Raw genomic sequence first — 20,367 nt, forward strand, 5'->3', positions numbered from 1 at the left:
CATATTAATCGCGGTCTTTTTTACTTTTTAGCGATTTAAGTAATTTTTAAAGTTATTCTATTGACAATATACCTATAGGGGTATATTATAGAACTTGTCAATGAGATTTGTTCATTGAAGGAGGGGTTACATGATACTTTTTTTCTTGATTGGAATAGTTATAACGTTTATCTTTTTCTTATATGAAAGATATTTCCCGGTATTTGGTGTAAATTGTATCAATTGCAAAGACCTTGATTTGGACAAAATAAACATAATAGACATAAGGGATTTTAATGATTCATATAAGAACCTAATTGAAGGAGCAACTAATATGCCTTTCGCTTATCTAAAAAGGAATCTAAACCAAGTCCCAAATAGTGATGTGCATTTGATTGTTTCAAGTACTCTTGAAAAGAATATTGGAACACGCTATTTGAGAAGAATGGGTTTTCCCGTTGTGGGATATACAATTATTAATCATTCTAAGGTATTATTAAAGGAAAATGGTCTAAATATAGAAACTTATTGCTAAAGGAGTCAAAAAATATGGAATATAATGATCAAATTAAAAATAGAGCCAAACGGATTGAAGGACAGCTTAGAGGAATTTTAAAAATGATGGAAGAAAATAAGGATTGTAAAGAAGTTATTACCCAATTATCTGCAGCTAGAACTGCCATTGATCGAACCATTGGTGTGATTGTAAGCTCCAATTTAGTAGAATGTGTTCAAAAAGCGGAACATCAAGGGGAAAAAAGTATGGAAGAATTAGTTAAAGAAGCTGTTAATTTGTTGGTGAAAAGTCGATAAAAAAGGGTTGACACCCTCTTTTATTTTGATTAGCATTATACCCATAGGGGTAAAGGTAAATGAAAAACAGGAGGAAAATAAACAATGAATATAGCAAAAGTATTAGATGCCAAAGGTTTAGCTTGTCCTATGCCAATTGTTAAAACAAAAAAGGCGATAAATGAACTTCAATCTGGTGAAGTTTTAGAAATTCACACAACCGATAAAGAAATGATCTTGCTGCTTGGGCAATATCAGGAGGTCATGAATTATTAAAGTATGACGAGGAAAATGACATTTTAAAGTTTTGGATTAAAAAAGGATAATTTTTTTAAAATCCCGAATACCTGTACTGGTATAGGTTTTATTTTATTCAATTACATTCAGGAGGTTACAACATGACAGATAAGAAAAAGACGACAATAGTCTTATTTAGTGGAGATTACGATAAAGCCATGGCAGCTTATATCATTGCAAATGGTGCTGCTGCATATGATCATGAAGTTACTATTTTTCATACATTTTGGGGATTAAACGCCCTTCGTAAGGATGAGAATATTTCGGTGAAAAAAAGTTTTATGGAAAAAATGTTTGGAAAGATGATGCCTAGAGGCGCAGAAAAAATGGGTCTTTCAAAAATGAATTTTGCTGGATTCGGCCCAAAAATGATTAAGGATATTATGAAAAAACATAACGCGCTGCCTTTACCACAACTAATCGAGATGGCTCAAGAGCAGGATGTAAAACTCGTAGCATGTACCATGACAATGGATTTATTAGGTCTCAAACAAGAGGAGTTATTAGATTCAATCGAATATGCAGGTGTGGCAGCTTATTTAGGAGATGCAGAGGAAGGTAATGTTAATTTGTTTATTTAATTACAGATAAGGATTCTTTCCTTAGAATGAGGAGGTAAACGGAATGGATTATATAAATTATCTTCTAATTGCCATATTTCTATTCTTAATAATCAAGAGATTTATACCAACAAAAGGCGTTAACAATATTTCAACAACTGAGTTGAAAAATGAATTAAATGATAAGAATAAGCAATTTGTCGATGTTCGGACACCAGTAGAATTTAAAGGAAACCATATTAGAGGTTTTAAAAATATACCTCTACAAAATCTTGCTCAAAAAGCAGAGAAAGAACTTAAAAAGGAAAAAGAAGTAATTGTTATTTGTCAAAGTGGAATGAGAAGTCTTCAGGCTACTAAAATTCTAAAAAAATTAGGATTTACAAAAGTGACGAATGTCAAAGGCGGTATGAGCGCTTGGATTTAAAGAAAAATCTTAGGAGGGCGTTAACATGAAACAAATGACTGCAAAAGAAGTAGACGCTTTATTAAACGATGGAAAGCAAATAAACATTATTGATGTTCGCGAAGTGGACGAAGTAGCAGCGGGTAAAATTCCATGCGCTGTAAATATTCCTTTAGGTTTAGTTGAGTTTCGCATGCATGAATTAGATAAATCAAAAGAATATATTATGGTATGCCGATCTGGTGCAAGAAGCGGCCGTGCCACGCAATTCCTTGAAAGCTATGGATTTGACGTGATAAACATGTCAGGTGGAATGCTTGCATGGGAAGGTAAAATAAAATAATTTTTTTTAGGTTAAAATGTACCCACATAGGTATTAAACAGGAGGTTTTATAAATGGAAAACATGAAAGCAAACGTTACATTAGATGCAAAAGGATTAGCATGCCCGATGCCGATTGTTAAAACAAAAAAGGCAATGAATACTCTTGAGGCAGGTAATGTTTTAGAAGTTCAAGCGACAGATAAAGGGTCTAAAGCTGATTTAAAAGCTTGGGCAGAAAGTACGGGTCATCAATACCTTGGTACAATCGAAGAAGGAGTTGTACTGAAGCATTATCTTCGTAAGTCTTCCAATGATGAAACCAATGAAAAAAAGTACCCAAATGTGACAAGTAATGAGATTCTCGAAAAGAAAATGGAAAACAATGAGGATATTATAGTTCTTGACGTAAGAGAAGCGGCGGAATATGCCTTTAACCATATCCCAGATGCTGTCTCTATTCCTTTAGGTGAATTAGAGGATCGAATGGACGAGCTAAATAAAGATATAGAAATTTATGTAGTTTGTCGTACAGGTAATCGCAGTGATTTAGCAGCACAAAAATTAGCGCAAAAAGGATTTACAAATGTAATTAATGTGGAACCGGGTATGAGCCAATGGAAGGGTAAAACAACAGGTATCAACAAATAAACAATTTGGAGGAAGTAACAATGAATAAAAAGGTAGCAATTATTGCAAGTAATGGTAGCTTATTTGATGCTTATAAAGTTTTTAATATCGCAACAGCAGCTGCAGCAACCGATCAGGAAGTAGCCATTTTCTTCACCTTTGAAGGTTTAAACTTAATTCACAAATACGCAAGCAATCAACTTCCGATGCCAGAAGGCAAAGAGCATTTCGCAGAAGGTTTTGCAAAAGCAAACGTACCATCTATTACTGAACTATCAGCAATGGCGCAAGAAATGGGTGTGAAATTCATCGGATGCCAAATGACAATGGATGTAATGGGATTAGTAAAAGAAGATTTTGTTGATGGAATTGAAGTAGGTGGAGCTGTCACATTTTTAGAATTTGCTAAAGATGCGGATGTAACCTTAACTTTTTAATCATGCATATTTTTTTAAAATCAATAATACCATAGGGGGTATTTGTAAAATGTCTGTAAATATTATGACTTCAAAAGAAGTAACAAAAAAAGTTTTTAATAAGGAAGATCTATTTATTTTTGATGTTCGAAATGAAAGTGATTTTCAAGATTGGAAAATCGAGGGTGAAAACTTTCGCTATTTAAATATTCCTTATTTCGAATTGCTTGATGGTGTTGATGAAATTATCGGAAAAATTCCTACTGATAAAGATGTATTAGTAGTTTGTGCGAAAGAAGGTTCTTCGGTAATGGTAGCAGAGATGCTTTCAGAAGCTGGATTAAACGTGTCATACCTTAGGGGTGGAATGAAAGCATGGAGTGAACATTTAGAACCGGTTAAAGTTGGAGACTTAAATGATGGAGGCGAAATTTATCAGTTTGTACGAGTTGGTAAAGGCTGCTTATCCTACATGGTTGTTTCAAACGGAGAGGCAGCACTGATTGATGCAACACGAATGACTGACACCTATCTTAATTTTGCTGAAAGCATCGGTGCAAAAATCACGAATGTATTTGATACTCACCTTCATGCAGACCATATTTCAGGAGGACGTACAATAGCTGAAAAAACTGGTGCAATTTACTGGTTACCGCCTAAGGATGCTACAGAAGTATCATTTGAGTACCAGCCATTAGAAGACGGAAATAATGTCAAAATTGGTGATACCATCATTAATATTCAAGCATTATATTCTCCAGGTCACACAATCGGGTCTACTTCCTTTGTAGTAGATGGAAAGTTTTTACTTTCAGGTGATATCTTATTCATTGATTCGATCGGAAGACCAGACCTAGTAGGTATGGCAGAAGACTGGGTGGGCCATTTAAGAGAAACTCTTTATAAACGTTATAGAGAATTATCAGAAGATCTTATTGTTCTCCCTGCACATTTTATGATTATTGAAGAATTAAACGGTGATGGCAGTGTGTCAGAGAAATTAAGTATCTTGTTTGCAAAAAATCATGGTCTAAATATTGAAGATGAAAATGATTTCAGAAAAATGGTAACCGAAAACTTACCGCCACAGCCAAATGCTTATCAAGAAATTCGTGAAACGAATATGGGGAAAATAAATCCTGACATAGAGAAACAACGAGAAATGGAAATCGGACCAAACCGTTGTGCAGTTCGATAAATCCGAAATGGGGGGATTAAGAATGGAAGCTGCAAAAGTACTAGATGCAAAAGGATTTGCTTGTCCAATGCCAATTGTAAAAACGAAAAAAGCAATCAGTGAACTACAATCAGGGCAAGTATTAGAAGTTCATACAACAGATAAAGGGGCAAAAAATGACCTTACAGCTTGGGCTAAATCCTGCGGTCATGAGTTACTAAAACACGAGGAAGAAAATGATGTGTTAAAGTTCTGGATTAAAAAAGGGTAAATAAAAGGGAACCAAGTAAGGTTCCCTTTTAAAAGGAGGACAACATGGATATTAGCTTTATAATCACGATCTTCCTAATTGGATTTATAGGCTCATTTATTTCTGGGATGCTAGGTATAGGTGGTGCCATTATCAACTTTCCAATGTTGTTATATATTCCCGTTATTCTGGGTGTCGGTCATTTTACAGCTCATGAAGTTTCAGGAATTACTGCTATCCAGGTTTTCTTTGCGACAATTGGCGGCGTTTTGGCTTACCGTAAAGGAGGATTTTTAAATAAAACACTAATCGCCTACATGGGAATTAGTATCCTTTTGGGAAGTTTTATTGGAGGTTTCGGTTCGACTCATATGCCGGAGAGTGGAATTAATCTCGTTTATGGAATTTTAGCGCTTATTGCTGTAGTCATGATTTTTGTTCCCAAAAAGGGGGTTGATGATATTCCCTTAGAACAAGTCAAATTTAACAAATGGCTTGCCGCATTATTTGCTTTCTTTGTAGGAATTGGAGCTGGCATTGTAGGAGCGGGAGGTGCGTTTTTGTTAGTACCAATTATGTTGGTAGTTTTAAAGATTCCAACAAGAATGACCATTGCCTCTTCTTTAGCCATTACATTTATTTCATCAATTGGAGCTGTTTCTGGGAAAATAACAACAGGACAAGTGGCAATTCTACCTTCGCTCATTATGGTTGTTGCCAGTTTAATTGCTTCACCGATCGGAGCAAATGCTGGGAAAAAAGTAAATACAAAGATTTTACAAATCATTATGGGGATTTTAATCTTAGCTACAGCTGTGAAGACATGGATGACCATATTGTAAGTAAAGTGGGAATAAGAATGAACATTAAGCGCCTGAAAAAGTGTGGTAACGGTACTTGAGGGATTAATAATAAAGAACCCCGTTCGAAATTTTTACCACCAATATGACCTGGGGTTTTAGTTTGGCTCCTGGTAGGAGTCATCGTTCTAATTAATAAAATATTTTAAAACTAGGGGCAAAATTGCCTCTATTTTTATACGAGAGGTCGATCGGGGAGCTAAATAAAACTCTTCGAGGAGTAGGCTATCGTTTTATTACGTTCTAACTTCTTGTTTAAAAAAACAAAACAGACGAAATTAGTCGTCTGTTTTGAAAGAGCTTTATTTTTATTAATTATTTAACATACAATTCGCATTTGATACTTTTTTCATTTGGGAAACACAATCTTTATGCATTTCTTTTAATTCTTTTTCACTTAATTCAGGGTGCTTTTCTTGCATGAAAGATAGCATTTCTTTAAAATCTCCCACTTTGCAATCAATCTTGTTACTTGCAGCCATAACTCCAGTTCCTAATCCAAGTAATAAGATTAAGGTTAATGCGCTTATGACTAATTTCTTCATTTTAAGTTCCTCCAAATGTCAAATTTCTTACTTTCACTCTAATTGTATAATGAATTATTATATACGGTATGGGGTAATTGTGACGAGTTATAAAACTTTTCCCTAACAAGGCCTGCTTTAGTTGGCAGTCCTTTTTCTATTTTTTAATTAGAATTGTTTAGCTCAAGTCCTGTCTGAACGCTAAACTTTGCGCTTCCGCTTTTCTATTTTTTGAAATATTAAAAAAACACAAATTCTCCTAAAAAAATTCTCTACTAGATATGAAATGAAAGATTATAAAATGAATATGAAATGGAAGCGTTTTCTTGTTTAGTGGGGGTGAATGAAGGTTGTAGCTTATTTAGGTCTATTTTTTTAAAAAATTTTATCAGGTAAAAGGGGGAGGAAGAAATTTGAAGCGATTCTCAAAAAAGACAGCATCTTTAACACTTGCCGCCTTGATGTTATCATCAACTGTCATTCCTTATGCAAGTGCGGAGCAGGGAAAATCAAATGGTAATAAACAAAATGCTGAGATTACAGCGACTACCAAAAACATCCTAATACAGGGTGAGAAGAAATTCAAAGACCTAAATAATAATGGCAGGCTCGATCCATATGAAAACTGGCAGCTTCCAACAGATGTACGTGTAAAGGATCTTGTCAAAAAGATGACACTTGAGGAAAAAGCGGGGATGATGCTGATTACAGAGTTTCCGAAATTTACGAATAACAAGTTAGTCTTGCCAAATAAATTAATTGATCAAAATACACGATACTACATTTTCCGGCAAACCCCAACTGCTGATGTTATCGCTGATTATAATAATCAGCTTCAAGAAGCAGCAGAAGGATCAAGATTAGGGATTCCAATTCTCATCACATCAAATCCAAGAAATCATGCATCAACGGATTATACGAATAGCAGCGAAGGGGCAGGCTTGCATTCATTTTGGCCAGGTCCATTAGGACTTGCGGCAACCCGTGATACCAGTCTAGTCAAGGATTTTGCTGAAACCGCGGCGAAGGAATGGAGAGCGGCAGGGATTCGCAAGGTATATGGATATACAGCAGATATTGCGACCGATCCGCTTTGGGCAAGAATTGAAGATACATTTGGCGAGCAGCCTGCACTTGCTTCAGGCATGATTTATAACGTCATCAAAGGTTTCCAAGGGGATGAACTTGGGAAAGACAGTGTTGCGATTACCGTTAAGCATTTTCCGGGCGGCGGAGCACGAGACAATGGCTTAGATCCACATTTTCCAGAAGGAAAATTCAATCCATATCCAACTGATGGAAGCTTGTTAAAATATCATATTCCAAGCTTTAGAGCCGCTATTACGGCTGGCGTGTCTTCCGTGATGCCTTATTATGCTTATCCAAGCAATACGAGTGCTGACCAAGGGTTACCATGGTTTAGTCCTACGCAGCAATTTGAGGAAGTAGGCTTTGCATTAAACAAAGCGATTATTACCGATCTCCTCCGAGGACAGCTTGGTTTCAAGGGTTATGTTAACTCTGATACAGGCGCAGTCGGCAATAATGCTTGGGGTGCAGAAGCATTAACGCCTGAACAAAAATTTGCAAAAGCTATTAATGCTGGGACAAATATTATCTCTGGCGCTTCCGATCCAGCTCCTATCATCGATGCGGTAAAAAATGGCCTACTTAAAGAAGAAAAAGTAGATCAATCTGTTTCATTTTTACTGTCAGAGATGATGAAATTGGGTCTTTTTGAAAACCCTTATGTAGATAGACAGCATGCCCTAGATGTAGTTAATAATCCTGAATCAAAGAAAAAGGCGGATGCAGCACACAGGAAGTCCCTTGTTCTTATGCGTAACGATAAAATCAATGGTGAGAATGTCCTTCCATTGAGTGATGGAAAAATAAACAATGTTAAGCTTTATGTTGAAATGTTCCCAGGTGGAAATGACGCGGCGGCGACGAAGAAATTAAGAGAAACAATTCAGAAATATGACCCATCGATCACAGTAACAGATAAACTTGCTGAATCCACACATGCATTTGTATGGGTTCGACCTGTTCAATCGAACTGGGACAATAACCCACGGATTTCAGTAGGTCCTGAAACAGGCATCACGAATGTCGACCGGATTATCGAAATTCAGAAAACTGTACCGACCATTACGGCCATTAATTTCACGAATCCATGGTTAATAGACCAAATTGAACCGAATTCAGCAGCAGTGGTTGCGACGTTTGGAACGAAGGCTGAGGCAATTGTTGATGTCATTCGCGGCAAATTCAATCCGACAGGAAAACTTCCATTCACCATTCCAGCTAATAAGGCAGCAGTCGATAACGAAGTTGGAGATATTCCTGGATATGAAGAAGATCCTTCGTATGTTTACACAAATAAGAGTGGGGACAAGTACGGATTTGATTTTGGATTGAGTTTTAAATAATCATTAAAAATGTTTCAAGAGGCAGGGATGTGATCTCTGTCTTTTTTTGTTGCAATAAGATTTTTTTAAAAATGCCCTTAGCTTGATCCTTTTTGTTATAATTCTACAAGGGGAAATAGATAGAAGATAGCTAAAAGGGGGATTTGAATGAGTTCAGTACCTACGAATCAAGTCATACGGGAAGTTACATATATACAACTGTTTAAAAAGTCTCAACATTTTACCGCCTTACTGTTAGGTCAGTTTTTTTCTTTATTAGGCAGCTCTATTACCAACGTGATCTTGCCCATTGTCGTTCTCCAAATCTCTAATTCTACGGCGGTAATGGGGACGGTAATGGCCATTTATATGGTGCCATTTGTCATCTTGCTTCCATTTTCAGGTGTGTTGGTTGATAAACTGAACAAGGTCAAAATTATGTTTTTAGTTGATATTGTCCGATTTATTCTCATGTTGACCTTGTCGATATTTGCTTTTATGGATCAACTTAATATGTCACTTCTTTTTGTGTTTATGTTTTTTATGGGGACGATGGATAGTTTCTTTCAGCCCGCCCATTCCGGGGTGCGAGCGAAAATATTCACACCGGATATCCGTATTGCGGCGAATTCTTTGAATCAAGTAACAGTACAGGCATTAAGGATCTTTGGCCCGATTATTGGGGGTATTATTATTTCGGCTGTTTCGGCGGGATGGGGATTTGGCATCAATGCGGCTACCTACATCATCTCGTTATTCTTTTTATTTAGTTTACGAACACTGACCTTTCACAGACCTACTATGAATTCTGATCAAAAGTCGACGATAAAACAGGATTTCATGGAGGGAATTGAGGTCCTAAAAGGGCATTCATGGCTTTGGATTACCATTTTAGTTTTTTCTTTCATTAATATATTTTCAAATGGAATTATCCAGATCATCCTTCCTTGGTTAATCAAGAACTATTATCAATTTGAACCATATGTGTATGGCCTCGTCCTTGGCTCATCAGGGGCTGGGGCAATTGTGTGCGGTATTATATTCGGCTCCCGTCCTGAATGGAAGAAGAGAGGTATCCTCGCTTATGGCGGTGTTATTTTAAGTGGAATAGGCCTTTTCTTGCTGGCATTTATCTCGAGTGTACCCTTATTGATGACCTGTATGTTTTTAGAAGGAGCCGGAATAATGCTTTTTGGTCTGATATGGGAAACTAGTTTACAAGAACTGGTGCCTGAAGAAAAATTTGGCCGAGTGGTTAGTTTAGATATGCTCGGTTCGTTTGCACTGCTCCCGGTTGGCTATTTGCTTACTGGCTGGCTCGCTGAGGGAATCGGAGAAATTTTAACACTTATGATCTTTAGTATTGTGATTGTGTTGATTTCGGGATTGTCTGTGATGATTAAAGGAATCCGTGAATTTAATTAAGGCAAATAACATGAAAGAGGGACTCCATTTAACCAATATGGAGTCCCTCTTTTGATTGGATTACTCTTAAAACTGATCTTTTTTAATATACATCTCGCAGGTAACGTCCTTGCTCTTTCATAGCATTTAGATAGACTTCAGCTTCTTCAGAGGTCTTTGAGCCTTCTTTTTCAATAACCGTTAATAGGGCGCTATGAACATCTTTCGCCATATATTGTTTATCTCCGCAAACATAGAAGTATGCTCCATTTTCGAGCCATTCGAATAATTCTTTACTGTTTTCAAGCATTTTATGCTGTACATATACCTTTTTCTCGCTATCACGGGAGAACGCAGTTTCTAATCTCGTCAATACGCCCTCTTGCTGATATTTTTCTAGCTCATCTTGATAAAGGAAGTCTGACGCTGCATGCTGATCCCCAAAAAATAACCATGTGCGACCGTCTGCTTTTGTAACTGCTCGTTCTTCGATAAAGGAACGGAATGGTGCAATCCCTGTTCCAGGACCAACCATGATGATATCTTTCTCTTGCGATTCTGGCAGATGAAAGTGTTTATTTGGCTGTACAAATACTGGAAGTGTTTCGCCTTCTTGAGTACGTTCCGCAACTAAAACAGAACAAACACCTTTACGATCGCGTCCGTGCGCATTGTAACGAACTGCACCGATGGTTAGATGAACTTCATTAGGATGGGCTGCCATGCTGCTAGCAATTGAGTAAAGCCGCGGTGTCATTTTTCTTAATAGAGAAACAAACTCTTGGGCAGAAGCCTTCCAAGGACCGAAATCACGTAACATATCAAGTAAATCACGTCCGTTGGTATATTCTTTTAGCTTTGTTGCATTTTCAACTAATACAAGGTTTTTTAACTCTTCATTTTCTGTGAATTCTGCTGCCGCTTGGAGAATCTTTTTCGACAGTAACGTGATTTCAAAGTAAGCGGTTAACGCCTCTTTTAATGGAAGTGTTTCTCCTTGCTTATTAATGGTTACTGCGGTTTTTTCATCCCAATGCATTTCTTCTAGAAGTGAAGCTACAAGTTCTGGATCATTCTTTGGGACAACACCAAGGGCATCACCTGGGATATAAGAAAGACCTGACCCTTCCAATGATAGCTCAATATGTCTTGTTTCTTTACTAGAGCCAGCACCATTTAGATTGACGTTTTTAAGAACCTTCGCTTGAAAAGGATTAGTTCTTGAATAAGCGGTCGGAACCTTTTTGTCTCCATTTTTGTTTACAGTAAGTTGCATCATCTTCACCTCATAATTGTAATATTTACTAGTTATTGGCTTGATTAGTTGTGTTTTTTTCTCTTTTACATCTTCCATTATATCTAAATAATATTAAATTTCCCTTAAAAAAGGCTTATAAAATTTTTTAATTATTAAGATAAAATTAAGAATTTAATTTTATCATAAAATCTATCCTGAAAAACAGGAAATTAATAAAATTTTGGAGAGTTTTAGATGAAAAAATTTACAATTGTTGATAGAGAGACATGTATTGCTTGCGGAGCTTGTTTTGTGACCGCTCCGGAGGTTTTTGATTACGATGACAATGGAATTTCATTTGTATATTTTGATAAAAATCAAGGGAATGTCGAAATACCTGGTGAGTTAGTAGACGATGTATTAGAAGCGAATGATGGATGCCCTTCAGGTTCAATAAAAGTATCGAACATGCCTTTTAATGGTAATCCAACAAAATTTGAATAATTTTAATGTTTTTGTCTTAATAAGTAAACTTCGTACAAATAATACAGGTAGAAACTAAATCCGATATCAAAAGCATTTTTGTCCAGAAAATCAGTTCCTTATCACGGAGCTGATTTTTTTATTATTTATTTGTGGTCAATGATTACTCAGTATTTGGTTTGCTCGATCGACAAAGTAGTTATTACATGTGAATTGTGTTTAGTCAATTTAACCAAAATCATTTTTATCTTTAGACAGAATACCAATGACTCGTTTGAATTTTCTCATTATAATAATTTATAAAACATAGAGTCGTGGAGGTAAGGTATGAATGAGCATTGGAATGCCTTTATGGATAACAATTTGAAGATGAGTCCGACTGGTTCTGGTAGTTTAAATGGACGGACATTTGCGGTTAAGGATGTATTTGATCTCAAAAATTATCATTCTAGTGCCGGAAATCCAGATTGGCTGAGAACCCATGATCCTGCAACACAAAATGCGCCCGTGGTGGATCTGTTATTGGAACAGGGGGCATATCTGAGGGGAACGACCCATACAGATGAATTAATGTACAGTTTGAATGGGGAAAATTCCCACTATGGTACACCCATAAATCCGCGTGGAGAGGACCGGATTCCAGGTGGTTCCTCAAGTGGTTCTGCGGTAGCAGTTGCTGCAGGACTAGTCGACTTTGCTCTCGGAACGGATACAGGAGGATCAATTCGCATTCCATCTTCCTATTGCGGGCTATTTGGAATTAGGCCAACACATGGGCTTGTGAATATCAAGGGCGTGATACCACTCGCTAAATCCTTTGATACGGTAGGGTGGATGACCAAAAATCCAGAACTTTTGCTGGCGGTCGGTGAAATTCTTATTAACCAGGAAGAGACATCTGAAAGCTTTGAATTTCTTCTTTTTGAAAAAGAAGCATGGTCTTTTGTAGAAGGAGAAACAAAGGAATGCTTATTACAAGTTGCTTCGATTTTACAAGCGTTATTTACCAACACCAACTCGGACTACATATCAGTGGAAGGGCTGTCAAAATGGGCAGAGCTTTTTCGATCCATCCAAGGCATAGAGATTTGGAAGGAACATGGTGCCTGGATTGAAGCGGTGAAGCCAACCTTTGGACCAGGGATTAGCGAACGATTTGAATGGGCGAGTACCCTGAATGCAGATGAGCTCGGTCCTCTAAATAACAGAAGAGAAAAAATAAAACAAAGTCTGTCGGGTTTATTAAAAACAAATGGATTATTGGTCATTCCAACTGCTCCGGGTGAAGCTCCCTTACGCCAGTTATCAATGGAGGAAATGGAGTTGTATCGTACAAGAACGATGCAGCTTACGTGCATCGCAGGATTAACTGGCTTTCCGCAAGTGACCATTCCTTTGATGAAAAGGAATGGAATCCCAGTCGGCCTGTCGTTTATTGCGAATCAATCTCAAGATATAAAGTTACTAAAATTCATCCAGCGTCTGTCGGCGATATTGGTCGAAACAAATGTGAAAATTGCAAATTAAATAATTTATGGAAGGAGGTAAGGTCATGAATAATCAAGCATTTTGGTCATACCGCCCAACCACTATGGCTCCCAATGTGATGATTACAACTCCACATTATTTGGCCTCGCAAGCCGGTATGAAGGTTTTGCAGGAAGGAGGAAATGCCGTTGAGGCGGCGATTGCGGCAGCGTCAACAATTGGGGTGGTCTATCCCCATATGAATGGAATTGGCGGCGATAATTTTTGGTTAATCTACAATTCTAATGATAAAGAGTTAAAGGGGTTAAATAGCAGCGGCCGATCTGGAGAATACGCAACGATTGACTTTTACAAAAAACAGGGGCTTGGAACAATCCCAGCTCGGGGGCCGCTTGGGGCAAATACCGTTCCCGGGGCCGTCGCCGGTTGGGAAATGGCCTATGACTACTCAGTCGAAAGGATGAAGGGAAATATTACATGGGAGCACTTATTACAATCGTCTATCCATTATGCAAAAGAGGGCTTCCCGGTTACCCCGAGTCAAGAATATTGGACCAATATAAACTTAGATGAAACAAACAATCAGTTTCGAAATTTACAACGATTTTCGGAATTTAAAAAGATTTTCACAAAAACTTCTGGCTTTTCCTATCATTCTGGTGAAATAATGAAACAGAAAGATTTAGCTATTACTCTAGAAGGACTGTCAAAAGAAGGAAGCCGCCTATTTTATCAAGGGGAGGTCGCAAAGGTCATTTCGGAAGATCTCCAATACAATGGAGGCTTATTAACATATGATGATTTTGTTTCCCACCGTTCAGACTGGGTTAAGCCTCTTTCGGTCGACTACCGGGGTTATGGCGTTTACAACTTACCTCCGAATACTCAAGGATTTGCTTCCCTATCCATTTTAAATATATTGAATCAGTTTGATGTCCCGGAGATTGAGGAAGGGTCTGCTGATTATTATCATCTATTGATCGAGGCTACTAAACTAGCATTCGAGGATCGTGATCAGTATTTAACTGATCCTGATGTTTCCCATATTCCTCTAGATGAGCTACTATCTCTAAAAAGAGGAATGGAGTTAGCGGCCCAAATCGACGTTACCAAGCCGATCAATCTTCAAAAACAATTGGATCCAAAAGGAGATACGGTTTGGTTAGGGGTAGTCGACCAGTATGGGAATGCGGTTTCGCTTATCCAAAGTATTTATCATGAGTTTGGGTCTGGGTTCATCCCAAAAGATACAGGGATTGTGCTGCAAAATCGGGGCAGTTTTTTTTCGCTTGACGAGAACCATGTAAATTGTCTGCTGCCTAAAAAACGAACCTATCATACGTTGAATCCTGCGATGATCTTTAAGGGCGGTGAGCCTTATTTGGTGTATGGTACAATGGGAGGAGAGGGGCAGCCGCAAACTCAGGCAGCTCTTGTGACAAGAATACTTGATTACCATATGCCGATCCAGGCAGCGATAGAGGCGCCAAGGTGGTTATATGGCCGAACTTGGGGTGCTGAATCCAATAGCGTTAAAATCGAAGGAAGAGTACCGAATGAGATTACCGAATCGCTCCGAAAAAGAGGACATCAAGTGGAAATTGTCGAAGATTTCACGGATGTGATGGGCCATGCCGGGGTCATCAAAATTGATCCTGATAGCAACATTAAATTTGGCGGTGCAGATCCAAGAGGTGATGGGGCAGCGCTAGGATTCTAGTTTTTTAATCTTGGTTCTGTTTAAAGATATTGGTGCTTTTTATAATCTGTTGATTGGATTGCAATGCGCTCGACTCCTGCGGGAGTACGGGGCCGGGGAGATCCCACAGGTGCTAAAGCGCCGAGGAGGCTCCGCGGCACGCCCGCGGAAAGCGCGCTTCTTTCGCTGCAATCAACAGCCAAAATTATCAGAGCCTTAATCTAAAAAAGGCAAACATGAAAAAAGGTGAATATACGTGAAACTTCAACGAGATTTATTTATTGGATTTTTCAGGTCCGGGCTATTAGGCTTTGGAGGTGGACCATCCGCTATTCCACTCGTACATAAAGAAGTAGTGGGTACGTTTAAATGGATGAATGATCAAGAATTTAGTGATATTTTGGCCCTCGCCAACACGCTGCCCGGACCTATCGCAACAAAGATGGCTGGGTATATCGGCTACCGGCTAGGTGGGATACTAGGCATGATAAATGCTATATTGGCTACTGTTTTACCAACCATTCTAATGATGCTCGTCTTATTAACTTCATTTAATCAGTTTAAGGATAACCCAAGAGTTCAAGGGATGACTGGTGCAGTGGTGCCAATAGTGGGTGTAATGATGGGAACCTTAACATGGGAGTTTTTGAAAAAATCAAAGAATGGCTGGGGCTGGAAGAAAGGGATTCTCCTCTTGGCTGGTAGTTTTGTAGTGATGGAGATTTTCCATGTACATCCAGGTATTGTCGTAGGAATTCTACTGGTTGCGGCATTAGTGATTCCTGATAAAAAAGAAAAGATCGAAATGACCATGAAGGAAAAAAGTGAGAGCCTATGATTTATATTCAAATATTTATCGCATTTTTTATTCCGAGTATTGTTGGATATGGGGGCGGCCCGGCATCTATTCCGTTAATCGAACATGAGGTAGTCAGCCGCTACGGCTGGGTCACTACTGGTGAATTTAGTGAGATTTTGGCGTTAGGAAATGCTTTGCCAGGACCAATCGCCACCAAAATGGCCGGCTACATTGGTTTTGAAGTGGGCGGGGTGTTAGGAGCTGTCATTGCTGAATTTGCAACGATCGCCCCGTCCTTAATCTTAATGATTGTTCTTTTACAGTTAATCTTCAAATATAAAGATTCACCAAGAGTAAAAAGATTGTCCAAGATCGTAGTGCCAACTGTGGCGATTTTAATGGCAGGTCTTACTTATGACTTTATTAAAACATCCTATACCTCTAATGGATTAGTACAAACCATGATAATCGCTATTGTAAGTTTATTATTATTGGAAAAATGGAAGGTACATCCGGCCTTTGTAATTGTAGGCGGCTTGGCCTATGGTGCATTATTTTTAGGGTAGCTCATAAAAAACGTCATTCTATCACAGAAAACAGATAGAATGGCGTTTTTTAATAGTCCCGTTTTTAATAGTCCAGGAAATTATAGAATTACTACTTGTGTACAACTTTTTACAGCTTTAGACACGTCCAGCTCCANNCCTAGCCCCTCGAGGTCTTATGCTTGTCAGGCTGTTCAAGGCGCTTGGGCTTTTGTTCTTAACTTCCCCTGTAGATTTGATAGCCGTAAGGGGAAATAAGCAATGGGACATGATAATGACTGTTTAAGTTTGAAATACCAAACCGAACCGGAACTTGGTCTAAAAAAAGAGGATCCGGGAGCGGCATGTCCTTACTTCGAAAATAATCTCCGATATGGAAGTTAAGTTCATAGGTGCCCATTTTCATTTCTTCTGCTGAAAGAATCGGCCGATATAGTCGTCCGTCAGAATTGGTTATTGCGGTCTTTATTAAATACCATTCCTTGTTTGATAAGTAATATAGCTCAATAGTCACATTTCCCGCAGGCTGACCATGTGTTAAATCGAGAATATGTGTAGTTAAACCAGACATTGCGGCCACTCTCCATTAAGTAAAATAAAAGCACCACCGAGAGCTAGCAGGGGCTAGCTCTCAATGGCAGTTAAATCGGCGATAAATTCCTGCTCTTGGTAATTAAAGTATTCATTAAGAATTTCTTCACGATTATCCAAAAAAAGTTGATCTGCTACGGCTGAAACCAGTTTTGGAATCCCAAATCTCATCCCTGAAAGTGCAGAGGCTAAAATCCCGCAGCTGATTAAAGCGGAGTAGTTGTAAGCAAACAGGCCGTATAAGCGTTTTTTGCCTATCTCATCCCGGCTTTGGAGAGCAAAACCTGGGCTGAGATAGGGGTGCGAATCAATCAAAGGATTGGCTATGTCAATTGGAGCGTTATAACGGTCACTCCAGCGGGCAATGTGTTTTTCAACTAACTTAAGCTCTGGCCGTAAAGCGGGATCCGTCACTAGACCTGTGCTAATAATTAAGAAATCAAAGGAGAATTTTCCTTGAGGTGTTGTCACTACAACCTCATCACTTGCAGCCTCTACTTCGAGCCATGGAGAACCTAAGTGCAGTTGAAAACCAGGCCGCGAGGATGCGCGTTCAAACGTATCATTGGTGGGGGGCTGACTATGTCTAAAGAAATGAGACATCACCTTATATTTATTTTCGTCTGATAAAGTCTGAAAGCGTTCAATCAGTCCAGAACCCTCCATCTGGCGGATGGGGTTAATTCTCTGCATCTCATTACGTCGAACAAAGACATGGGCTTCTGCCACTCCTTCTGATAAAGCAAAATGCGCATTATCAAAGGCGGAAGCACCTCCTCCTAAAATAGCAATCTTTTTACCTTTTAAGGCCGGAAAATCGATTTTCTTTGAAGTGTGCGCATAGAGATGGGCGGGTAGTTTTTCAGAAATTATTTTAGGGACGTGCCACTCACCGCCGCCTTGGATACCTGTAGCTAAAATGACTTTACGGGCTAAAAGTGTTGAGGTCTCAGGGTTATTCAGGTGCAGTTTGTAAATACCCGCTTCTACAGGCTCAAGCAGATTTAGTTTTACCTCATTTCTAACTGGAAGCCTGAGGACCTCCCGATACCAGCGAAGGTAGTTCATCCAGTCGCCGCGTGGAATTTTATCAATGGCTTCCCAGCTCTTTTCGCCAAATTGGGCCTCCCACCAAGAACGAAAGGTGAGGGAGGGGATGCCAAGGTCGATTGAAGTTAGATGTTTTGGTGTTCTTAACGTCACCATCCGGGCATAGGTTTCCCAGGGTCCTTCAAACCCCTCGCGGTTTTCGTCAAGAACAAGGATATTTGTAACACGATCACGCATAAGTCCAAAAGCGGCGGCTAAACCGCTTTGTCCGCCGCCGATAATAACTACATCATATACATGTCCTTCAGGATGTTGGAGAGGGCGCACCCAGCTTGAACCGCCGAATGAAAGATAGGAAAGATCTTTTTTAACTTGTTTATTTAATGCCTCTAGGCTCATAAAATATCATCTCTTTCATTTGTTTATTCTCTTTTTAAAAATAAAGACCCGTTTTTTACATAACAGTAATGTCAGTAATTTTCTCCCCTAAACGAAGTAAGGCAATTTTATAAATCTCAGTAAGGGCTGTTTCAAATTCTATTTCAATTGACTGATGAATCCTTTCTTTCATCACTTCGTAAATCTGCTCCTTGTTTTTTCCGCGGACAGCTAAGATAAAAGGAAAACCGAATTTCTCCATATACTGTTGATTCATTGAGATAAATTGGTTGTATTCCTCAGGTGTAAGGTTCTGTAGACCGGCTCCTTGTTGTTCCTGAACCGAATCAGACGTCATCGCTGCCCGGTCTCCTAAGTTAGGGTGGGCTTTAATCAGGGCTAATTTCTGTTCAAGTGATGAGTTTTCAACAATTTTAACCATTGCTTGATGTAACTGATAAAGAGAACTGAATGGTTTTAGTCGTTCCGCTTGTTCTGCGATCCAAGGTGAATGCTCAAAGATACCGCCTGTAATTTCGATAAATTGTTCATAAGTGGTATCGTTTAAATTCGTAATTGTGTACATAGTGCTCCAATCCTTTCCTTATAAGCCTTTTGCATCGGGTGCTAATGGTGAATCTGGTACAACGTTTAAGGAAGCTTTCGTTCGCTTTGTTAGCACTAAATTTAGAAGGATTGCACATATACTGCCTGTAATTATTCCATCACCTACAAGAATTCTGAGGGTTTCTGGAAGCACTTTAAACAACTCAGGAACCACTGTGGATCCTAGGCCTAATGAAATGGAGCAGGCAATAATTAATAGATTGTTATTATCAGAAAAGTCCACACGGCTCAGCATTTTAATCCCAGAAGACACCACCATGCCAAACATAATAACTGTTGCTCCACCGAGGACGGCAGTAGGAATAATCGTTGCTAAGGCGGCAATCTTAGGAACAAGGCCTAAACCGATTAAAATAATACCTGCTGCAATGGTGACACTTCTATTTTTGATGCCTGAAAGCTGAACAAGACCGACATTTTGTGCAAAAGTACTGTAGGGGAAGGCATTAAATAAACCGCCAAGGGTAAAGGCAATTCCTTCCGTTCGGTAGCCGCGGATAATGTCTTTTTCAGAAAGTTCTTTACCAGTAATTTTACTTAAAGCAAGGAATGCGCCTGTTGATTCAACGAGGATGACGGTTCCGACAATAATTATTGTTAACATAGGGACAATCTCAAAAGTTGGAACACCAAAATAGAATGGAGTCGGGATACGGAACCAAGCAGCATCTACGACAGCTTGCAGGTTCACTTTTCCCATAAAAGCAGCAACAATCGTTCCAGCGATAATTCCGAGCAATACCGAAATGGCACGCATGAAGCCTTGAAAGAAACGATTCATCAATAATATGAAGGCTAAGACACCAAAGGAAAGGATCAAGTTTTCGGAAGAGCCAAATTCAGGGCTTGAAGCGCCGCCGCCCATATTCCTAATCCCAGTAGGTATGAGGGATAGGCCGATAATGATAACCACTGTTCCGGTTACAACAGGCGGGAAGAGTTTTAATAGTTTTCCATATACATTGGCGAATAGAATAATGAATATTCCAGCAGCGATGATCGATCCATAAATGGCTGTAATCCCATAATTGGTGCCAATCGTAATCATTGGAGATACAGCAACAAATGAAGTTCCTAACACAACCGGAAGGCCAACTCCAATATATTTATTGTTGATGGATTGCAGCAAGGTTGCGAGTCCACAAGTCAGCAAGTCAATGGCAATCAGGAATGCTTGCTGATGAGGTGTGAATTTTAATGCGCCTCCAACGATAAGTGGTACAAGAATGGCTCCTGCATACATAGCAAGTACATGCTGTAAACCCAATGAGAAAATTTTTGGCTTTCCGATTTTTTCGTTCATGAGTAAATCCTCCCTTAAATAAGTTTAATCTTTAATGTTATAAAATCTAACATCATATGTAATGATTAGTTACATAATAATCAATTAACCAATAACTGTCATTGTGTAAACTAACTAAAAATTCAGATTTGCACTATACA

At 38.8% G+C, this 20,367-nt stretch carries 23 protein-coding genes and 1 pseudogene; 18 read left to right on the forward strand and 6 right to left on the reverse strand.

Annotated features, from left to right (window positions below; genetic code table 11):
* Nucleotides 1–130: 130 nt before the first annotated feature.
* The 11 genes and pseudogenes from COD92_RS16475 to COD92_RS16525 all read left to right on the forward strand — a co-directional run bounded on the left by COD92_RS16475 (nucleotide 131) and on the right by COD92_RS16525 (nucleotide 5,670).
* Nucleotides 131–514 carry a rhodanese-like domain-containing protein gene (locus COD92_RS16475; protein ID WP_098531531.1) on the forward strand — a complete coding sequence of 128 codons (384 nt, stop codon included), beginning with the start codon at nucleotides 131–133 and terminating at the stop codon, nucleotides 512–514.
* 14 nt (nucleotides 515–528) lie between these two features.
* Complete coding sequence (locus COD92_RS16480; RefSeq protein WP_098531532.1) at nucleotides 529–792, forward strand: metal-sensitive transcriptional regulator; 264 nt, start codon at nucleotides 529–531, stop codon at nucleotides 790–792.
* An 84-nt stretch (nucleotides 793–876) separates the two neighbouring features.
* Nucleotides 877–1,097: pseudogene (locus tag COD92_RS16485) on the forward strand (sulfurtransferase TusA family protein).
* Nucleotides 1,098–1,169: 72 nt separating this feature from the next.
* A complete protein-coding gene (locus tag COD92_RS16490; RefSeq protein ID WP_098531533.1) occupies nucleotides 1,170–1,649 on the forward strand; it encodes a DsrE/DsrF/DrsH-like family protein in 480 nt (159 codons plus the stop codon).
* A 43-nt stretch (nucleotides 1,650–1,692) separates the two neighbouring features.
* A complete protein-coding gene (locus COD92_RS16495) occupies nucleotides 1,693–2,055 on the forward strand; it encodes a rhodanese-like domain-containing protein (protein WP_098531534.1) in 363 nt (120 codons plus the stop codon).
* 25 nt (nucleotides 2,056–2,080) lie between these two features.
* On the forward strand, nucleotides 2,081–2,377 hold the full coding sequence (locus tag COD92_RS16500; protein WP_098531535.1) for a rhodanese-like domain-containing protein: 297 nt from the start codon (nucleotides 2,081–2,083) through the stop codon (nucleotides 2,375–2,377).
* A gap of 53 nt (nucleotides 2,378–2,430) precedes the next feature.
* Nucleotides 2,431–3,006: a sulfurtransferase TusA family protein gene (locus tag COD92_RS16505; RefSeq protein ID WP_098531536.1), complete on the forward strand. Its 576-nt coding sequence runs from the start codon at nucleotides 2,431–2,433 to the stop codon at nucleotides 3,004–3,006.
* 20 nt (nucleotides 3,007–3,026) lie between these two features.
* Nucleotides 3,027–3,422, forward strand: a complete 396-nt coding sequence (locus tag COD92_RS16510) for a DsrE/DsrF/DrsH-like family protein (protein ID WP_098531537.1) — start codon at nucleotides 3,027–3,029, stop codon at nucleotides 3,420–3,422.
* 49 nt (nucleotides 3,423–3,471) lie between these two features.
* A complete protein-coding gene (locus tag COD92_RS16515; RefSeq protein WP_098531538.1) occupies nucleotides 3,472–4,599 on the forward strand; it encodes an MBL fold metallo-hydrolase in 1,128 nt (375 codons plus the stop codon).
* Between the two features lie 22 nt (nucleotides 4,600–4,621).
* The gene (locus tag COD92_RS16520) at nucleotides 4,622–4,849 is read left to right on the forward strand and encodes a sulfurtransferase TusA family protein (RefSeq protein WP_098531539.1); all 228 of its coding nucleotides are present in this window, start codon (nucleotides 4,622–4,624) and stop codon (nucleotides 4,847–4,849) included.
* A 44-nt stretch (nucleotides 4,850–4,893) separates the two neighbouring features.
* Nucleotides 4,894–5,670, forward strand: coding sequence for a sulfite exporter TauE/SafE family protein (locus COD92_RS16525; protein ID WP_098531540.1), 777 nt, complete (start codon nucleotides 4,894–4,896; stop codon nucleotides 5,668–5,670).
* Nucleotides 5,671–5,999: 329 nt separating this feature from the next.
* Here COD92_RS16525 and COD92_RS16530 read toward each other — a convergent pair whose 3' ends face one another.
* Nucleotides 6,000–6,233, reverse strand: coding sequence for a hypothetical protein (locus COD92_RS16530; RefSeq protein WP_098531541.1), 234 nt, complete (start codon nucleotides 6,231–6,233; stop codon nucleotides 6,000–6,002).
* A gap of 392 nt (nucleotides 6,234–6,625) precedes the next feature.
* Here COD92_RS16530 and COD92_RS16535 point away from each other — a divergent pair, with 392 nt between their 5' ends.
* Both COD92_RS16535 and COD92_RS16540 read left to right on the forward strand, forming a co-directional pair.
* The gene (locus COD92_RS16535) at nucleotides 6,626–8,644 is read left to right on the forward strand and encodes a glycoside hydrolase family 3 protein (protein ID WP_098531542.1); all 2,019 of its coding nucleotides are present in this window, start codon (nucleotides 6,626–6,628) and stop codon (nucleotides 8,642–8,644) included.
* Nucleotides 8,645–8,791: 147 nt separating this feature from the next.
* Nucleotides 8,792–10,048, forward strand: a complete 1,257-nt coding sequence (locus tag COD92_RS16540; protein ID WP_098531543.1) for an MFS transporter — start codon at nucleotides 8,792–8,794, stop codon at nucleotides 10,046–10,048.
* 82 nt (nucleotides 10,049–10,130) lie between these two features.
* On the opposite strand, the gene COD92_RS16545 is transcribed toward COD92_RS16540, so the two are convergent.
* Nucleotides 10,131–11,303: a sulfite reductase subunit alpha gene (locus tag COD92_RS16545; RefSeq protein WP_098531553.1), complete on the reverse strand. Its 1,173-nt coding sequence runs from the start codon at nucleotides 11,301–11,303 to the stop codon at nucleotides 10,131–10,133.
* Between the two features lie 216 nt (nucleotides 11,304–11,519).
* Here COD92_RS16545 and COD92_RS16550 point away from each other — a divergent pair, with 216 nt between their 5' ends.
* The 5 genes from COD92_RS16550 (at nucleotide 11,520) to COD92_RS16570 (ending at nucleotide 16,299) form a co-directional block, all read left to right on the forward strand.
* Complete coding sequence (locus COD92_RS16550) at nucleotides 11,520–11,768, forward strand: ferredoxin (protein ID WP_098533825.1); 249 nt, start codon at nucleotides 11,520–11,522, stop codon at nucleotides 11,766–11,768.
* Nucleotides 11,769–12,074: 306 nt separating this feature from the next.
* Nucleotides 12,075–13,274 carry an amidase gene (locus COD92_RS16555; protein WP_098533823.1) on the forward strand — a complete coding sequence of 400 codons (1,200 nt, stop codon included), beginning with the start codon at nucleotides 12,075–12,077 and terminating at the stop codon, nucleotides 13,272–13,274.
* 25 nt (nucleotides 13,275–13,299) lie between these two features.
* Nucleotides 13,300–14,955, forward strand: coding sequence for a gamma-glutamyltransferase (ggt, locus tag COD92_RS16560; protein ID WP_098533821.1), 1,656 nt, complete (start codon nucleotides 13,300–13,302; stop codon nucleotides 14,953–14,955).
* A 235-nt stretch (nucleotides 14,956–15,190) separates the two neighbouring features.
* Nucleotides 15,191–15,772: a chromate transporter gene (locus COD92_RS16565; RefSeq protein ID WP_098533819.1), complete on the forward strand. Its 582-nt coding sequence runs from the start codon at nucleotides 15,191–15,193 to the stop codon at nucleotides 15,770–15,772.
* On the forward strand, nucleotides 15,769–16,299 hold the full coding sequence (locus tag COD92_RS16570) for a chromate transporter (RefSeq protein ID WP_098533818.1): 531 nt from the start codon (nucleotides 15,769–15,771) through the stop codon (nucleotides 16,297–16,299). The genes COD92_RS16565 and COD92_RS16570 overlap by 4 nt, the downstream gene beginning before the upstream one ends.
* Before the next feature lie 196 nt (nucleotides 16,300–16,495).
* On the opposite strand, the gene uraH is transcribed toward COD92_RS16570, so the two are convergent.
* The 4 genes from uraH to COD92_RS16590 are packed head-to-tail and all read right to left on the reverse strand — an operon-like array spanning nucleotide 16,496 to nucleotide 20,227.
* A complete protein-coding gene (gene uraH, locus COD92_RS16575) occupies nucleotides 16,496–16,849 on the reverse strand; it encodes a hydroxyisourate hydrolase (RefSeq protein ID WP_098533816.1) in 354 nt (117 codons plus the stop codon).
* Between the two features lie 53 nt (nucleotides 16,850–16,902).
* Entirely contained in the window at nucleotides 16,903–18,318 is a 1,416-nt protein-coding gene (locus tag COD92_RS16580) for an NAD(P)-binding domain-containing protein (protein WP_098533814.1), read from the reverse strand.
* A 55-nt stretch (nucleotides 18,319–18,373) separates the two neighbouring features.
* Nucleotides 18,374–18,883: a 2-oxo-4-hydroxy-4-carboxy-5-ureidoimidazoline decarboxylase gene (gene uraD / locus COD92_RS16585; RefSeq protein ID WP_098533812.1), complete on the reverse strand. Its 510-nt coding sequence runs from the start codon at nucleotides 18,881–18,883 to the stop codon at nucleotides 18,374–18,376.
* 18 nt (nucleotides 18,884–18,901) lie between these two features.
* Nucleotides 18,902–20,227 carry a nucleobase:cation symporter-2 family protein gene (locus COD92_RS16590; RefSeq protein ID WP_098533810.1) on the reverse strand — a complete coding sequence of 442 codons (1,326 nt, stop codon included), beginning with the start codon at nucleotides 20,225–20,227 and terminating at the stop codon, nucleotides 18,902–18,904.
* Between the last annotated feature and the right edge of the window lie 140 nt (nucleotides 20,228–20,367).

The organism is Bacillus sp. AFS037270 (assembly GCF_002585305.1).

What these genes read in the sequence shown, in the direction of transcription:
- COD92_RS16475 (WP_098531531.1), top strand. Translation starts at nt 131, where the DNA reads ATGATACTTTTTTTCTTGATTGGAATAGTTATAACGTTTATCTTTTTC.
- COD92_RS16480 (WP_098531532.1), top strand. Translation starts at nt 529, where the DNA reads ATGGAATATAATGATCAAATTAAAAATAGAGCCAAACGGATTGAAGGA.
- COD92_RS16490 (WP_098531533.1), top strand. Translation starts at nt 1,170, where the DNA reads ATGACAGATAAGAAAAAGACGACAATAGTCTTATTTAGTGGAGATTAC.
- COD92_RS16495 (WP_098531534.1), top strand. Translation starts at nt 1,693, where the DNA reads ATGGATTATATAAATTATCTTCTAATTGCCATATTTCTATTCTTAATA.
- COD92_RS16500 (WP_098531535.1), top strand. Translation starts at nt 2,081, where the DNA reads ATGAAACAAATGACTGCAAAAGAAGTAGACGCTTTATTAAACGATGGA.
- COD92_RS16505 (WP_098531536.1), top strand. Translation starts at nt 2,431, where the DNA reads ATGGAAAACATGAAAGCAAACGTTACATTAGATGCAAAAGGATTAGCA.
- COD92_RS16510 (WP_098531537.1), top strand. Translation starts at nt 3,027, where the DNA reads ATGAATAAAAAGGTAGCAATTATTGCAAGTAATGGTAGCTTATTTGAT.
- COD92_RS16515 (WP_098531538.1), top strand. Translation starts at nt 3,472, where the DNA reads ATGTCTGTAAATATTATGACTTCAAAAGAAGTAACAAAAAAAGTTTTT.
- COD92_RS16520 (WP_098531539.1), top strand. Translation starts at nt 4,622, where the DNA reads ATGGAAGCTGCAAAAGTACTAGATGCAAAAGGATTTGCTTGTCCAATG.
- COD92_RS16525 (WP_098531540.1), top strand. Translation starts at nt 4,894, where the DNA reads ATGGATATTAGCTTTATAATCACGATCTTCCTAATTGGATTTATAGGC.
- COD92_RS16530 (WP_098531541.1), bottom strand. Translation starts at nt 6,233, where the DNA reads ATGAAGAAATTAGTCATAAGCGCATTAACCTTAATCTTATTACTTGGA.
- COD92_RS16540 (WP_098531543.1), top strand. Translation starts at nt 8,792, where the DNA reads ATGAGTTCAGTACCTACGAATCAAGTCATACGGGAAGTTACATATATA.
- COD92_RS16545 (WP_098531553.1), bottom strand. Translation starts at nt 11,303, where the DNA reads ATGCAACTTACTGTAAACAAAAATGGAGACAAAAAGGTTCCGACCGCT.
- COD92_RS16550 (WP_098533825.1), top strand. Translation starts at nt 11,520, where the DNA reads ATGAAAAAATTTACAATTGTTGATAGAGAGACATGTATTGCTTGCGGA.
- COD92_RS16555 (WP_098533823.1), top strand. Translation starts at nt 12,075, where the DNA reads ATGAATGAGCATTGGAATGCCTTTATGGATAACAATTTGAAGATGAGT.
- ggt (WP_098533821.1), top strand. Translation starts at nt 13,300, where the DNA reads ATGAATAATCAAGCATTTTGGTCATACCGCCCAACCACTATGGCTCCC.
- COD92_RS16570 (WP_098533818.1), top strand. Translation starts at nt 15,769, where the DNA reads ATGATTTATATTCAAATATTTATCGCATTTTTTATTCCGAGTATTGTT.
- uraH (WP_098533816.1), bottom strand. Translation starts at nt 16,849, where the DNA reads ATGTCTGGTTTAACTACACATATTCTCGATTTAACACATGGTCAGCCT.
- COD92_RS16580 (WP_098533814.1), bottom strand. Translation starts at nt 18,318, where the DNA reads ATGAGCCTAGAGGCATTAAATAAACAAGTTAAAAAAGATCTTTCCTAT.
- uraD (WP_098533812.1), bottom strand. Translation starts at nt 18,883, where the DNA reads ATGTACACAATTACGAATTTAAACGATACCACTTATGAACAATTTATC.
- COD92_RS16590 (WP_098533810.1), bottom strand. Translation starts at nt 20,227, where the DNA reads ATGAACGAAAAAATCGGAAAGCCAAAAATTTTCTCATTGGGTTTACAG.